Raw genomic sequence first — 15777 nt, 5'->3', positions numbered from 1 at the left:
AATTACCTTTTTCCAATGGCCATAACTCAAAACTACAAATTAAATCTGATTCAATGGTATCCAGGTCACATTGCTAAAGCTGAAAAAAATCTCAAAGAGCAGCTAAAGCGCGTAGATGTGGTGTTGGAAGTCCGAGATGCCCGTATTCCCTTGGCGACAAACCATCCCCAAATAAATGAATGGGTGGGGGATAAGAAGCGAGTATTGGTACTTAATCGGCTAGATATGATTATGCCGAAAGTGCGATCGCTCTGGATCGATTGGTTTCGCGAACAGGGAGAATTTGTTTATTTTACCAATGCTCAACATGGTGAAGGCATCACAGCCGTAGCAAAGGCCGCCCAAGCTGCGGGGATAGAACTCAATCAAAGAAGACGCGATCGCGGAATGTTACCCCGTCCAGTCCGTGCTGTCGTCATTGGTTTTCCCAATGTCGGTAAATCAGCCTTAATTAACCGTCTCATAGGAAAGCGCGTGGTAGCCAGTGAAGCTCGTCCTGGGGTAACTCGCCAATTACGCTGGGTGCGAATTTCCGATCAGTTACAATTGCTAGATGCTCCTGGTGTCATCCCTGCTAGATTAGAAAATCAAACAGCAGCATTGAAACTAGCCATTTGCGACGATATCGGCGAGGCATCTTACGATAATCAGCTAGTCGCAGCAGCATTAGTAGATTTACTCAATGAAATCCAATATGCAGAGCCTGACTTATTGCCCAAGCTCCCCTTAAAGTCTCGCTATGAACTCGATTCTACACCGTATACCGGAGACGAGTACTTGCAGGCATTAGCGGAGCATCGTTACAAAGGTGATATCGAACGCGCAGCTAGGCAGATGGTAACAGATTTTCGCAAAGGGCTTCTCGGAGAAATCCCCCTTGATTTACCACCGAGTGGAATGGCTTAAGCTTGCGGCTAGAAATTTCTGCTATTTGTTAGGACAGGTGTTTCTTGTCCGGCCCTTCCAAATCCAACCCGGTTCTGGAGAACTAATTTCTATCCAACCACCCTCGGTTTTTCCAGTAGCTGTTACCTTAGTATTTGCTTTAATAACTTTCCCCGTTCTCCTCTGTCCAGATGAAGAACGCAAATTTGATGAGCTAGTAACAATCAGACAACTTTGTTTTTGTTCAGATGCTTGATTCGGATTACTTGTTACTGGCTTAACTGTATTTTCAGTAGACTTGAGAGCGAGTTGTTGTGAGCGATTACTAGAAATTATTCCGAAAGTAATTACAGCGATCGCCGCACCTACCCCGATGAGCGCTCGCGATTTTTGAGGAGACTTCAAAATAGAATCCAAGCGCCACCGGGAACCGCTGGGTAATGGAGAGGGATTAACAGGAGTAGTAGCTAACAGTGCCTGCTCTTTAGCGGGGATGGCGATCGTAGTTACATCGGTTACTGATTCTGTAGTAGACCCAGCAGTTGTTACCTCATCTGGCGGCACATAGCAAGGCTTTGCCAGTTCCTGAAGATATTGCACCACCTTGGTTGCAGACACATAGCCATCAGCCAAATAGTTACCTAACACCTGATTCACGGCAGATGCTACAGCTGCCGGTGAGTTGGTACTGGTGAGGGGAGCGACTGCCTTTAGTGCCTCGGTTGCCGACTGGTAGCGGTATTTAAAGTAATGGCGTACCATCTTATTCAACACAGATGCCAATTGGTTGCTGATTTGAGCATGATGCTGCCAAGATATCTCCCCACTCACAGCATCCTCTCCCAACTGCTGAGGACTCAAGCCTGTAAGAGCTTGAATAGCAGTCATACCTAATGCATAAATATCACTACAAGGACGCGGTCTACCCTGACCCTGCTCACTTGGCATAAAACCTGGAGTACCAACAGCAATAGTTTCGTTTTTCAGATTTTCTGAAGTTACGAGTGAGAAGCTCTTGACTTGCTTGACAGCACCAAAATCAACCAAGACTATTTTATTGTCCGAAGCACGGTGGATTAAATTGTCGGGTTTGATATCGCGGTGAATCACCCCATGACTATGAATAAATTCTAGAATTGGTAAAACATCTTGTAGTAGTGTAATAACCTGCTCTTCGCTCCACCGTTCTCCCCGTGGCATTTCTGACGACAGCGGCTGTCCCTCGATAAACTCCTGCACCAAATAAAATTCTTCGTTTTCCTCAAAGTAAGCTAAAAGTCGGGGAATCTGGTCATGGTTGCCCAAAGTTTCCAAAGATTCGGCTTCCGTATTAAACAAGCGTCTAGCTATTGGCAAAAAATCCGGGTCGCTAGTAGCGGGTTTGAGATGTTTGACAACGCAAGTAGGGTTTCCAGGACGGCGAGTATCTTGAGCGATATAAGTATGCCCAAATCCGCCTTTGCCTAATAGTTCGACCACCTGGTATCGCTGGTCTAGTAATCTGCCGATCATGGTATAGCTAGCTGGATTGAGGTTAACTGTTAAATAGAATACACTTTTTTTGACACTCTCAGGTCTAAAGACGCGCTCGTTTACCACATACCGAGTTGCTTGATCAAAGGAGTAATTGCCTGCGACTTTTTCCAGAAGACTCGTGCATAAAAAGACGAACAAATTTTATAACTGTTCCGCATTCAGAAATATTTGGCACAGACACTGATTTTGTTTCCAGCATCGCATCTTTAATAGATAATGGTTGTCGGAATGCCATTAACAGTGTCATAAACAAAAGGTAAAGGATTCATTCTGCGTATCGCTTACCTCAGAGATGCAAGTTTCCCAGATCCAGGATAGACATACTCATGACAGAACTCAAACTACGCCTACAACAGGGAAATACCGAAACGACAGTTTCAGTGTCTCAAGATGTATTCACTATCGGTCGTTTGCCAGAATGTGACTTGTACTTACCGTTTGGGGGAGTTTCCCGCAACCATGCCCGATTGGTAACAACGGCTGATGGTGTATGGCTGATTGAGGATCTAGGCAGTAAAAATGGGACACTAGTAAATGACCGTCTTGTTACCGTTCCTCAAGAGTTGCATCAAAACGACATAATTTCACTGGGTAACGTCAGCCTGGTGGTGCTGTTTACAAATACTGCTGTACAGTTGCAGCCTCCGTATGCACCAACAGTGCCTATTAGTGAACAAAGAACAATTCTTCGCAACGTCGAACAACTCCAACAGCAATGGATCGAAGCTGATGGCAATAATGGCGGCAACAACAATAAAGATACAACCATTGCCCGCCTTAAAGACTTAGTAGATATAGCCAAAAATCTTTGTGCAGCAACATCCATCGAAGAGATTTTTTCTCAAGTACAAGAAGTTGTTTTTCGTTACCTCGATAGTATTGACCGCTTGGCATTATTAATCGATGTCGATGGTTCTGGTCACTTAGAGTTAATGAATTCTGCTACCAGAAACGTTTCTCAACAGCAACAGTTGGCAGCTGATGGTAGTTGGATTAGTCGTAGTATCTGTCAAAAGGTGTTTGACGAAAAAGTTGTAATTCAAACCGCTGACACTCAAAAAGATGAGCGATTTGCTAGTGAACAAAGTATTTTGGTCAAAGGCATTCGCAGTGCAATGGCAGTGCCTTTATGGGATGAAAATAAAGTTGTTGGTGTTCTCTATGCCGATGCTAATCTTTCTTCTTACCATTGGGCAAATGAAGGTGAAGAAGAACTGAGCTTTTTTTCGGCTTTAGCTAATTTGGTTGCTTCTAGTGTCCAACGGTGGCTGCTAGTAGAGAAACTCAAAACCGAAGAGATGATTCGACACCGATTAGAACGCTATCATTCGCCGGCAGTTGTACAGCAGTTGATCTCTGTAGGCGGTTTACCAGGTGGTCGTTTGGCTCCTGCTGAGAGCGAAATCAGCATTTTGTTTGCAGATTTGGTGGGCTTTACCGCAATTTCTGAACGTTTAACACCAACTGCGATCGCTCAAATGTTAAATAAATTATTTGAAGAGATGTTGCAAGAAGTGTTTGCTTGTGGCGGCACTTTAGATAAATATATTGGTGATTGTATTATGGCATTTTTTGGCGCTCCGGAATTGCAAATAGATCACGCTGATCGTGCTGTCGCTGCTGCTAAGGGAATGCTTACTCGTCTCCAAAGTCTCAATGAAAACGGTTTTTGGCAGGAACCCTTACAATTACGAATTGCAATTAACAGCGGTAAAGCTGTTGTGGGTGATGTCGGTAGTTCCCAACGGGTAGACTATACGGCATTGGGCGCTACAATTAATTTGGCGGCTCGCATGGAAGCAGTCTGTCCCCCCAGTGAATGCGTGATTAGCGAAGTTACGCATACAATGCTTTCACAATCTTTGGATTTCCAGGAAATGGGTGATTATCGTTTCAAGGGTATTGAGCGATTAGTCAAGGTTTATCAGACCAAATTGCATTAATATTCAATTTAATTTATCTCACTTTTACCCAATCTCCTCTAATAGAAGGATGTAATTGCAACTTTCATTATTGTAAAAGATTGTTTGCTCTGCTCAAATAGCTACTATGAACCGAGAGTCATTTCGTGAGTCTTTAGTCAATATTCTGCTACCTTTGGGATTAATTTTCGGTCTAATTCTACTTCTAAATCTCAACGTCGGAGAAAGTAACCCAGCAGAAGCATCTAGGGAAGTATTAGACTCATGGTTAAAGTTAATTGTTGGCTACTTAGCAGCAGGGGCAGAAATCGCCGCTGCATTGGTAATTGTGCTGGCAGTTATTCGTGGTATTACTGTTTATCTACGCCAGGTTTTTTCCCGTTCTAAACAACATCTTGATTCTACTGAGGTGGTACGTCTGCAATTGGGAAGAGGGCTGGCGTTGGGATTAGAATTTACCGTTGCTAGTGACATTTTGCGAACTGCGGTTGCACCTACACGCCAGGATATTTCTAACCTAGGAGCGATTGTTTTATTGCGAACTCTGCTGAATTTCTTTTTAGAACGGGAGATTAGGCAGGTGGAGCAAAGTCGTTTACTAGATAGGTAATGGGTAATTGGTAATGGGTAATTGGCTGTCTTGTGATGCAAGGCTTGCACTAAAGCGTAGCTTGCCAGTAGGCGCAACCGGCTAGGACTGATGATTTAGGACTGCGATATATGTAAATCTGAATTCCACTTTTAAACACAGTTTACTATGTTGAATTTAACGTGATTAATACGTAGCGAATAGTATATTTTAGTTGCCAAAGTTGAAGATTGAGCAACTAATTGTTGATTAAGAGACTAAAATTTTGGTGTGGCTTCTGTAATTGATCTGTGTAAGACTAGGAAGCTACCTCAAGCTATTTATAACCGGGAGGTCAGGTAATGGCTATCGCCACCATTAATCCCGCCACTGGGGAGACGCTCAAAACCTTTGAGCCGCTCAAGGATGCAGAAATTGCCGCTAAACTAGATTTGGCTGGTCAGGCTTTTGATTCGTACCGCTTGACTAGTTTTCAGCAGCGATCGCACTGGCTGGAAAAAGCGGCAGAAATTTTAGAACAAGAAAAGGCAGATTTTGCCAAGTTAATGACGCTGGAAATGGGCAAGCCATTCAAAGCGGCGATCGCCGAAGTTGAAAAATGTGCCCTCGTCTGTCGCTACTATGCCGAACACGCACCGGGTTTCCTGGCTGATGTGCCAGTAAAAACTGATGGTAGCCAGAGTTTTGTCCGCTATCAACCAATAGGTGCAATTCTCGCAGTGATGCCGTGGAATTTCCCCTTTTGGCAAGTTTTCCGCTTTGCTGCACCTGCACTCATGGGGGGAAACGTCGGCTTACTTAAACACGCTTCCAATGTGCCTCAGTGCGCTTTGGCAATTGAAGATATACTCCAACGGGCAGGTTTTCCCCAAGGTGCATTTCAAACTCTATTAATCGGTGCTGCCAAAGTTGCCGATTTAATGGCTGATGACCGAGTCAAAGCTGCTACCTTAACAGGAAGTGAACCAGCAGGCGCATCTCTAGCCGCCGCAGCTGGTAAGCAACTGAAAAAAACTGTTTTGGAATTGGGGGGAAGTGACCCGTTTATTGTCTTAGAAAGCGCTGATTTAGAGGCAGCAGTGTCTACGGCGACAACAGCGCGGATGTTGAATAATGGTCAATCTTGTATTGCAGCCAAGCGGTTTATTGTTGCCGATGCGATCGCAAATAAATTTGAAAAACTGCTGCTAGAGAAATTCGCGGCGTTGAAAGTTGGTGATCCCATGCAGCCAGATACTGATTTAGGTCCACTTGCAACTGCCAATATTCTCGAAGATTTAGACCAACAAGTGCAAAAAGCCGTCAAAAGTGGCGGTAAAGTCCTCATTGGTGGACATCCATTAACAGATCGGACTGGGAACTTTTACCCGCCAACCATTATCATAGATATTCCCACAGACACACCAATTGCCCAAGAAGAATTCTTTGGCCCGGTAGCGTTATTGTTCCGCATTCCGGACATCGATGCTGCCATCAAATTAGCTAATGACACACCCTTTGGTTTGGGTGCAAGTGCTTGGACAACAAACGACCAAGAACGCGATCGCCTGATTGAGGAAATCGAAGCAGGTGCAGTATTTATCAACAGTATGGTCAAATCTGACCCCCGCTTGCCCTTTGGAGGCACTAAGCGTTCTGGGTACGGACGAGAATTGAGCATTCAAGGCTTACATGAATTCGTCAACGTCAAAACTGTGTGGATTAAATAATCTGGTCATTTGTTATTTATCGGTTGCTAATGACCAATGACTAATGACCAATGACTAATGAGGAAATCAAATGAATACCGCTGAATTGTTGGTGCAGTGTTTAGAAAACGAAGGAGTGCAATATGTATTTGGACTCCCTGGTGAAGAAAACCTGCACGTTTTAGAAGCACTAAAACATTCTTCCATTAAATTTATTACTACTCGTCATGAACAAGGTGCAGCCTTCATGGCTGATGTCTACGGACGTTTGACAGGAAAAGCCGGGGTATGTCTGTCTACTCTTGGACCAGGGGCGACTAACTTAATGACCGGTGTTGCCGATGCTAACCTTGATGGTGCGCCTTTGGTAGCAATTACCGGGCAAGTGGGCACAGATAGAATGCACATCGAATCTCACCAATATTTAGATTTGGTAGCAATGTTTGCACCTGTAACCAAATGGAATAAGCAGATTGTCCGGCCGAGTATTACACCAGAAGTTGTGCGAAAGGCATTTAAGCGATCGCAATCTGAAAAACCCGGTGCAGTTCACATCGACTTGCCAGAAAACATTGCAGCCATGTCCGTGGAAGGCAAACCCTTGCATAAGGATAATATCGAAAAAACCTATGCTTCCTTTGCCAGCATTCGCGCCGCTGCCGCCGCCATTTCTCAGGCAGTTAACCCCCTCATTTTAGTCGGGAATGGAGCAATTCGCGCCCAAGCCAGTGACGCGGTAACACAATTCGCCACCCAGATGAATATCCCCGTTGCCAATACTTTCATGGGCAAAGGTGTGATTCCCTATACCCATCCCTTAGCTTTGTGGTCAGTAGGATTACAGCAAAGAGACTTTATTACTTGTGGCTTTGATAACACAGATTTAGTCATTGCTATCGGCTATGATTTGATCGAATTTTCTCCCAAAAAGTGGAATCCTGACGGTAATATTGCGATCGTGCATATTGCCGCAGATCAATCAGAAATTGATAGCAGTTATATTCCCAAAGCCGAAGTTGTTGGTGATATTTCCGATTCTCTCAGTGAAATATTAAAATTAGCAGACAGACAAGGCAAACCTAATCCTTACGCCATCAGTTTACGGGGAGAAATTCGGGCTGATTACGAACAATATGCCAACGATGATGGATTCCCCATTAAACCCCAAAAGTTAATTTATGACCTACGGCAAGTGATGGGCCCAGATGATATTGTCATCTCAGATGTAGGCGCACATAAAATGTGGATGGCCCGGCATTATCACTGTCATAGTCCCAATACTTGCATTATTTCTAATGGCTTTGCAGCGATGGGAATTGCCATTCCTGGGGCATTAGCAGCAAAACTTGTCAACCCTAACCGCAAAGTTATAGCCGCCACCGGTGATGGTGGATTTATGATGAATTGCCAAGAATTAGAAACAGCTTTGCGAGTTGGTACGCCCTTTGTCACCTTAATTTTTAATGACGGTGGCTATGGTTTAATTGAGTGGAAACAAGAAAATCAATTTGGTAAAGGTAACTCATCCTTTGTCCATTTTGGTAATCCTGATTTTGTCAAATTCGCCGAAAGCATGGGTTTAAAAGGCTATCGAGTTGAATCAGCTACCGATTTAATTCCTGTACTCAAAGAAGCCCTAGCTCAAGATGTGCCAGCGGTGATAGATTGTCCCGTAGACTATCGCGAAAACCGCCGCTTTACCCAAAAAGCCGGCGAGTTACATTGTGAAGTCTAAACATTTGAGTACATAGTAAATCAATGTAGGATGCGTCCCCTGACGCATCTTACCCATTAACAAGTGCCACTAAAAATCCTAATTCGTGCGTTAGTGAATCAATGTAGGATGCGTCCCCTGACGCAGCTTAAACATTAACAAGAATTAGCAAATATAGGGTATAGTTTGTGCCCTTAAAAATCCTAATTCCTGCGTTCCCTAACGCACTAAAACAATCTCCCTCTCCTTACCAAGGAGAGGGACAGGTTTTGCATAGCAAAACCAGGGTGAGGTTTCTTTCAACTTCTAGGACGCAACAATTGCACAAACGTATCACTCACAGTATGATCTTTAGTATCAGCGGCATATTGAATTAACTTCTCCCGCAATTCTTTCGCAGCATCTAAAGGTAATAAAGTCGCTAACAAAAAATAAACACCACGAAATCTTGGGTCGTTTATATGGTCAATTAACCGGTCTTTCGCTTCAGAACCTTCACCGAGAAAGTTTTGCACCAAGAAGAATTCCATAATTTTATCGTGGCGGAAATACCATTCTTTCTTAGCGTCGCCTTTTTCGTCTTTCCACTGACGGCTGATTACCATCTTATATTTTTCATCTTCTAAAGACATCAATACTTGATAAAATTCATCTCCAGGTAAAGCTTGTTTATCTAGAAGTCGCACTTGATAAACTGCTTCAGAAAACCTTTTTAGCGGAAATTCCTGTTTCCATTCTTGCAGGTATTCTGCCGCCATCAACTTATATTGCTGTTCTTGCAGATGGAATAAATCAGGGTATTCGTTTTGCGCTACCATCAAAGCTACAAGAGTTAAATCCATTGGATTAGAGAGAATGCGTTGGGCTGCATCTAACTCTTCTTTTGAATGCTGAGAGTTGAGGGCTTGTTTCAGGTAGTCGGTGCAGGCTTTCTCGTAATCTTTACCCTGATTTTTAGCATCTTTGGGTAATCGCGGCTGACGAGAAATTAAGAAATCTTGAATTTGTGTTTGTTCCAGGGGTTGTAATTGATATATCTTGGCTGTTGAGGGTGGTGTCCACTCTAACGGCTGGGTAGTCATAATAATATTGCCCCGGAAATAGCTTTCCACAAACTGGGTAATTTTCGCCCTGGTGTCAGCGGTAACTTCGTTAAGTCCGTCAATGCAGATATCTAAAGCACCACTATAAATTAGGTTTTTCAGAAAGTCGGCATCTTGTACTTGTCCGTGCAGCTTGGCTTGAATTGCCTCAATTACACCTTTATCACATTTCTGTGCCGGCAAATAAACCACAATGCGCTGGGAGGTTTTCACCAGATAGCGGAGAAACATCGATTTACCCAAACCAGAATCACCTTCTAGGACAATTTGCCCTTTGATGCTGGGTAGTGCTGCGTTAATGGCGATGATTTCTTCTGAACCGGGAATTTTAACTTTAGATTCAGGGAAATATCCTTGAGGATTGAAGTTATCTAACCCAGCATCTGCTAACAGAGAAGGTTTGAAGGGTTCAAATAATTTACCTCGGAAGAAGGGAACCCAGGTGAGGAAAAAGCCGACATAGCCAACGCCCAAAATACGCCTTACCCAAGGGTTCCAGAAGAAGATGGCTTGGACTTGGGGCGATTTGGGGTAAGCAAAAATGAGGAGTAGCCAAAAGGTAATGTGAATCAGAATAGTTTGCCAAGCATTAAAAAACCACTTCCAACCCTGAAGGTTAATTATCACTGACTGTAAAGAATCAGCTTCGTTGAACTCAGCTTTTTTGAGGTTTTTATAGTGAGTTTCAAGAATGGCAATATCTTGGGGTTGCCAAGAAACTTTTCTGGCAACGATGGCAATTTGTTTTGCTAAATCTTCTCGTAACTCTTTCAAGTCTTGACTGGTTTCCCAGGCTTTGAGGAATAAATTCAGGGTTTTAACACCTTCATCGTGCGTCAGCTTATCCGGAATACTCTTAGGCTTACCAACCCATACCAGCAGCGTTTTTACCTCATCAGTACCGCCACCAAGGAAATAAGTTAAAAAACGCCACTGTTTAAATTCTGATTGATTTTCGTAATAGGCGCTATCCAAGATGACAACAATGTTATTTAGGTTTATTTGTTCTATCTGTTCCAATGCTGAAGCCGCATAATAACGAATATAGGCGTCAACGGTTTTATCTTTGAGGAATTCCAGGATGTCTTTGACGTAGGGTTTGGCAGCTTCCCCCAGGTTTCCTAATGCTTAAGCCGCAATCGGACGAACATTGGCGTCAACGGTTTTATCTTTGAGGAATTCCAGGATGTCTTTGACGTAGGGTTTGGCAGCTTCCCCCAGGTTTCCTAATGCTGAAGCCGCACTCCCACGAGCATTGGCGTCAACGGTTTTATCTTTGAGGATTTTGACCGCTTTCTGTGCAATATCTTCCGGCTTCTTCAATACTGATAAATCTTTCAGGTCATATTCAGCTAATTTGTCTAGAGCATATTGCTTCACTCTGTCATATTCATCATCAAGGGCGGCTACTATGCCGTTAATCTGCCACTCTTGGGGCTTGGGTTTGGGTGCTTCTTTGGCGCTAACCCAAGGTAGGGTGAGGAAGAAGGAAAGTATGAAGACTAAGGGATAAAGAATTAAGGGGGAAGGCTTTTTGGTTTTGGGGGGAGTTTGCAGCATGATGGGAGGTTAGAACTAGGGGACTTGGGGCAGAAATGAGGCGGGTAATTGTCTCCTTGCTGTCTAATTGAGTGAACCTATCCGAAAATCTAACTTCTAGGTAGATGATAAAAGCTTTTAGAAGATTTTTCTGAGGTTTTACCTCGTTATCTGCTATTTCCGCGATATTTTTATACAAATCAAAGGAAGTTTTAAACGCAGTGCTACGGCAGTTCTCCTTTGGATGCTGTACGGTTTAATAGTTCTCCTCTGTCCTAGACCTCTGCCCCTCTGCCACCTAATTTGTGGCACAATAAAAAATTGTCATAAGCAAATATTGTTAAGGTAATATAGTGAATCCAACTGCTCAATCTACGGCAAGTGCGCGTCGCGTGGTCTTTCCTTTTACGGCCATTGTGGGACAAGAAGAAATGAAACTGGCGCTGCTGCTGAACGTGATTGACCCCAAAATTGGTGGTGTAATGATAATGGGCGATCGCGGCACCGGCAAATCTACAACCATCCGGGCCCTGGCTGATTTGCTCCCAGAAATCCCTGTAGTTGCCAATGACCCCTTCAACAGTGACCCCAGCGACCCAGATTTGATGAGCGATGAAATTCGCCAAAAGTTACAACAAGGTGAAGAAATTCCCATCGCGCACAAAAAAGTCCAAATGGTAGACTTGCCATTAGGAGCCACAGAAGACCGAGTTTGCGGCACTATCGACATCGAAAAAGCTTTATCTGAAGGTGTAAAAGCTTTTGAACCAGGACTTTTGGCTAAAGCTAACCGGGGTATTCTCTACGTCGATGAAGTCAACTTGTTAGACGACCACTTGGTAGACGTGTTACTCGATTCCGCAGCCAGTGGTTGGAACACAGTCGAACGGGAAGGGATTTCTATCCGTCACCCAGCGCGGTTTGTTCTCGTCGGTTCTGGGAACCCAGAAGAAGGTGAACTCCGTCCCCAACTACTCGACCGCTTTGGAATGCACGCCGAAATTCACACCGTTAAAGAACCAGCTTTGCGGGTGCAAATTGTGGAACAACGGTCAGAATTTGACCAAAAACCCCTGGAGTTTCTCGAAAAATATCAACCCCAGCAAGAAGCACTGCAAGAGCAAATTGTCAATGCTCAACAGCTTTTGCCAAAAGTACAACTTGACTATGATATGCGGGTAAAAATCTCTGAAGTTTGTTCAGAATTGGATGTAGATGGCTTGCGGGGTGACATCGTCAGCAACCGCGCGGCGATCGCTTTAACCGCATTTGAAGGGCGCACAGAAGTCACACTTGATGATATTCGCCGCGTGATTACCTTATGTCTGCGTCACAGACTGCGTAAAGACCCCTTAGAATCAATTGATTCTGGCTACAAGGTGGAAAAAGCTTTTAGCCGCGTCTTTGGCGTCGAACTACCAGAACATGATGTTGCACAAAAAAACGGCACAAAAACTGGAGTGAGATAATAGGTAATTGGGAAAAAGGTAATTGGAAAAAATCTGTTACCTATTACCCATTACCCAATGGCACTGACTATGAGATTGTTGAACTCTTGGATAAACGGCTTTATTTTGTCTAGCCAATACAACCCACCCCAGTTTGTAGAGTTATTGATGCTCTTTTTAGCGATCGCTATGCTATCCATTGCGACTATCCTACCAGATAGGCCGTATTTAGTGCTGGGCTTGAGTTTCGTGGTTGGAGCATCCATTTCTATCTTAGTGCGGGAAGCGATCGCGCCCTCACCGCAGATGCGAGTAACCCAACTAACAGCACTGCTATTACTCTCCATCAGCCTTTATGGCTTTGCCGATTTAATCAATACTCTGTGAATGGGTTAGTAAGCAGGAAAACTAAATTAAAAGAAAGCTTGTAGTAAGGACTTTCGTCCTTTACATCCTTGTACTGAGCGACAAATCACTCACTACCAGCTAATTACCATCCTTGCATCTCCACTAATTCCATACACAATTCATTAATTTGCTCCAAGTCAGGTCGGTGAGGTAGCGTTGATTGATCGTAAAAAATGTCCATTTGGGCAACCAAATTCTCCGCCATTTTCATCACCTGCTCATAAGCATACTTACCCTGAAGAATAGCTCTTAAATCCTCAAAATCACCAGCAATTCTTCTATCTACAACTAATTCTCCTGTACGCAAAATTTCCAGTCCACTACGTAGCAATCTAATACAGTGCATCCCATGCTTCAGGTCAAAACCTGACTTTCTTTCCATTTCTGCTCTAGCTGGATTTCTATTCTCCTGCCAAGATAAATAAGCTTTCCATTCTCTTAAAGCTATTTGATAGCTTTGACTTTTCTGAAGCAAGCGAATAAAATCTTTACGACCATGAGTTAACTTTTGGGTATATTCCAAAGTTTGATCCGGCAGAGTATATTGTTTCAATACTCCTTTAAAATCAATATCTGCCGTTAGCAATTGGTATAATCGCTCAGATTCTTCCAAAAACTCAATCTTACCTCTGATTAAATGATAAAGGTACTCCAAAAAAGCGTTTAGCTCATCTTTACTCAACGGAGCTTCGTCTTCTATATCAAAATCAGATGGTAGAGGTTTCTTTTGCGGTGGATTTAACAACCACTTGCGATGGGTTTCCATCTTTTTGATTTGAGCAAAAGCATAACCAGAATAAGTATGCTTTACCTTCTTACTCAAGAAGAGCTTTTTGTGATTAATTAAATGCTGTCCAATTGGCGTTAAGTAAGGATAGTTATGCAACCACAGCAACTCTAAAACATTGGGATTCGCTCCAGATAATAACTGGACGACTTTCCTTAACTCATAGATTACCGTGTCTTTGTTGCCATCTATAAACGGAAATATTCCCGGTTCATCCCAACCAGTATCTTTTTGCTCTATGCTATCGAATCCCAAATAGTAACGCTTGGGTGCAATAAACACTCCCCGATAATCATAGTCAGAATCAGGACGATTTAAACCATAGCCGTGACTACCAGCCAACCCAATAAAAATCGTTCTTTGTTCAACTTCTATTCTTTTCATCAGAATCTAATAAAAATATAGCTATAGGTTACTAGCATAAGGCAGCTATGCTGCTAAAACAGTTCTAAATGATTCGTAAAATTTTCTCTTTCTTCTCTTGGCTTTATTGGCGGTACACTGCTGCTCTTTGAGACGTTGAGCGCAAAGCGTCCCTTAAGGGATAAGCGTCTACTTCCTCAAAAGCCTTTTTCACAACTCAGATAGGATTGCTATATGCAGAAGGTTAAAGGAAATCTGAGCAACGGAATCCGCCGCTCAGATACATTAGTGTTCTTATGTGTTCATAATTAACTACACGACCAACAATCAGTATTTCGGCAATCTAGTGAAATTTCTTTATTGACGCGCTTCCAGGCAAAATTAAAAATCCGGTGAGAATTTGACTTGACAGCATTCAATAGAATATAATATTGGATCGTCTGTCTAATTCCTGCTCGGATCAGGTAGACATACTACAAAAGCTGGCAAGAGTGATTCATTAGACCACTCCAAGATATCAACCCCAGCTACCTGTACGGCAACCCCAAGGACAATTTCATGACCTACGCAATTATTGAAACTGGTGGCAAACAACTAAAAGTAGAGGCGGGTCGATTTTACGACATTGAGCTGCTGACTGCCGAACCAGACGAGAAAGTTACAATAGAAGCAGTACTACTGGTGCAGCACGAGGGCGAAGTCACCATTGGGCAGCCACTAGTGGCTGGTGCGACTGTAGAAGGAACTGTGATGAGACATTTCAGAGGTCGTAAAGTCCTGGTGTACAAAATGAAGCCGAAAAAGAAAACCCGCAAAAAGCGGGGGCATCGCCAGGAAATTACCAGATTTTTGATTAACTCCATCAACCTCAATGGTGCGGTGTTGGCTTACCAAGAAACCGCAACCATGGTGGAAACTCCCGATACTGATAACTTTCCCGCTGAAGAAACCGCTGCAGAATCATAAACAATCATTAGATACAAAAAAAAGAGGAAATTATGGCTCATAAGAAAGGAACAGGTAGTACACGCAACGGCCGCGACTCAAATGCCCAACGACTGGGTGTAAAACGCTTTGGTGGTCAAGCTGTGCGTGCAGGGAACATTCTCGTACGTCAGCGCGGCACCAAATTTCACCCTGGCAACAATGTCGGTATTGGCAACGATGACACTCTGTTTGCATTAATTGATGGCGTGGTCACCTTTGAGAGAAAGGGCAAAACCCGTAAAAAAGTTAGCGTTTACACAGCAGTTGCAGCCGTTGTATCTGAAGCAACAGTAAGTTAACAATTAGTCATTAGTCAGTGGTCAATAGTCAAAATCCACTGACTGCTGGCCTTGACAAAAAATTTTAAACTAACTTGTAGACTAGAGCACCTGCGGCTAAACCTGCTAACGAGAAGATAGATGTGAACCCGAAGACAAGCCATTGCTTCAAACCAGCTGCTTGAAAATCTATTGTTACTAATATAGTTGCTGAAAGAATTAGTAAAGTATCAAGAAACACTCGAAACCAGGCAAGCATCATAAAGAGAAGGAAAGCTGCTAAAACAGCGACGCCAAAACTCCTGGTATTTGATTTTAACAAGATACTATAAAAATCTGCTAGTCTCGACCAAGGAGTAGTTAAGCTGACTACCATAAGCAAGATAGCAACCACAACTGCTAGCCACACAAACCAAGGGGCTTGTATTTCAGATATCACCCAGCCCAAAGTACTATAGCTAAGTAGTACTAGCGCTAGGGAAAACCAAGGAATTTTTTTCAAGATTGACATGGATTTGTATTTCCAGTAT

General features: G+C 43.3%; 12 protein-coding genes and 1 pseudogene. 9 read left to right on the top strand and 4 right to left on the bottom strand.

The annotated features are described in order from the left end of the window. Positions 1-15 precede the first annotated feature (15 nt). A complete protein-coding gene (gene ylqF / locus CYLST_RS01360; RefSeq protein WP_015205910.1) occupies positions 16-906 on the top strand; it encodes a ribosome biogenesis GTPase YlqF in 891 nt (296 codons plus the stop codon). A 21-nt stretch (positions 907-927) separates the two neighbouring features. Here the strand turns inward: ylqF and CYLST_RS01355 are convergent, their stop codons facing one another. Then, entirely contained in the window at positions 928-2397 is a 1470-nt protein-coding gene (locus CYLST_RS01355; RefSeq protein WP_041233362.1) for a serine/threonine-protein kinase, read from the bottom strand. Between the two features lie 350 nt (positions 2398-2747). On the opposite strand from CYLST_RS01355, the gene CYLST_RS01350 reads away from it, so the two are divergent. From CYLST_RS01350 to CYLST_RS01335, 4 genes are all read left to right on the top strand, one after another. Next, positions 2748-4364, top strand: a complete 1617-nt coding sequence (locus CYLST_RS01350) for an adenylate/guanylate cyclase domain-containing protein (RefSeq protein WP_015205908.1) — start codon at positions 2748-2750, stop codon at positions 4362-4364. Positions 4365-4470: 106 nt separating this feature from the next. Continuing rightward, complete coding sequence (locus CYLST_RS01345; protein ID WP_015205907.1) at positions 4471-4953, top strand: DUF1622 domain-containing protein; 483 nt, start codon at positions 4471-4473, stop codon at positions 4951-4953. Between the two features lie 320 nt (positions 4954-5273). Next, positions 5274-6641 carry an NAD-dependent succinate-semialdehyde dehydrogenase gene (locus CYLST_RS01340; RefSeq protein ID WP_015205906.1) on the top strand — a complete coding sequence of 456 codons (1368 nt, stop codon included), beginning with the start codon at positions 5274-5276 and terminating at the stop codon, positions 6639-6641. A gap of 70 nt (positions 6642-6711) precedes the next feature. After that, a complete protein-coding gene (locus CYLST_RS01335; RefSeq protein WP_015205905.1) occupies positions 6712-8355 on the top strand; it encodes an acetolactate synthase large subunit in 1644 nt (547 codons plus the stop codon). Between the two features lie 278 nt (positions 8356-8633). Here CYLST_RS01335 and CYLST_RS01330 read toward each other — a convergent pair. Continuing rightward, positions 8634-10745, bottom strand: a pseudogene (locus tag CYLST_RS01330) (HEAT repeat domain-containing protein); the annotation flags it as partial. Between the two features lie 584 nt (positions 10746-11329). Between CYLST_RS01330 and bchI the strand changes: the two are divergent. Both bchI and CYLST_RS32965 read left to right on the top strand, forming a co-directional pair. After that, a complete protein-coding gene (bchI, locus tag CYLST_RS01325; protein WP_015205904.1) occupies positions 11330-12445 on the top strand; it encodes a magnesium chelatase ATPase subunit I in 1116 nt (371 codons plus the stop codon). A gap of 69 nt (positions 12446-12514) precedes the next feature. Further along, positions 12515-12811, top strand: coding sequence for a hypothetical protein (locus tag CYLST_RS32965; protein ID WP_085960735.1), 297 nt, complete (start codon positions 12515-12517; stop codon positions 12809-12811). Between the two features lie 103 nt (positions 12812-12914). Here CYLST_RS32965 and CYLST_RS01315 read toward each other — a convergent pair whose 3' ends face one another. After that, complete coding sequence (locus tag CYLST_RS01315; RefSeq protein WP_015205902.1) at positions 12915-14003, bottom strand: nucleotidyltransferase domain-containing protein; 1089 nt, start codon at positions 14001-14003, stop codon at positions 12915-12917. 537 nt (positions 14004-14540) lie between these two features. Between CYLST_RS01315 and rplU the strand changes: the two genes are divergently transcribed. Further along, the gene (gene rplU / locus CYLST_RS01310; protein ID WP_015205901.1) at positions 14541-14948 is read left to right on the top strand and encodes a 50S ribosomal protein L21; all 408 of its coding nucleotides are present in this window, start codon (positions 14541-14543) and stop codon (positions 14946-14948) included. A 32-nt stretch (positions 14949-14980) separates the two neighbouring features. Then, complete coding sequence (gene rpmA / locus CYLST_RS01305; protein WP_015205900.1) at positions 14981-15268, top strand: 50S ribosomal protein L27; 288 nt, start codon at positions 14981-14983, stop codon at positions 15266-15268. A gap of 64 nt (positions 15269-15332) precedes the next feature. Here the strand turns inward: rpmA and CYLST_RS01300 are convergent, their stop codons facing one another. Next, positions 15333-15758, bottom strand: coding sequence for a hypothetical protein (locus CYLST_RS01300; RefSeq protein ID WP_015205899.1), 426 nt, complete (start codon positions 15756-15758; stop codon positions 15333-15335). Between the last annotated feature and the right edge of the window lie 19 nt (positions 15759-15777).

It is taken from the genome of Cylindrospermum stagnale PCC 7417 (genome assembly GCF_000317535.1).
Lineage (GTDB): Bacteria > Cyanobacteriota > Cyanobacteriia > Cyanobacteriales > Nostocaceae > Cylindrospermum > Cylindrospermum stagnale.
Note: the sequence above shows the minus strand (reverse complement) of the source record. Positions and strands in the feature narration are given on the sequence as shown.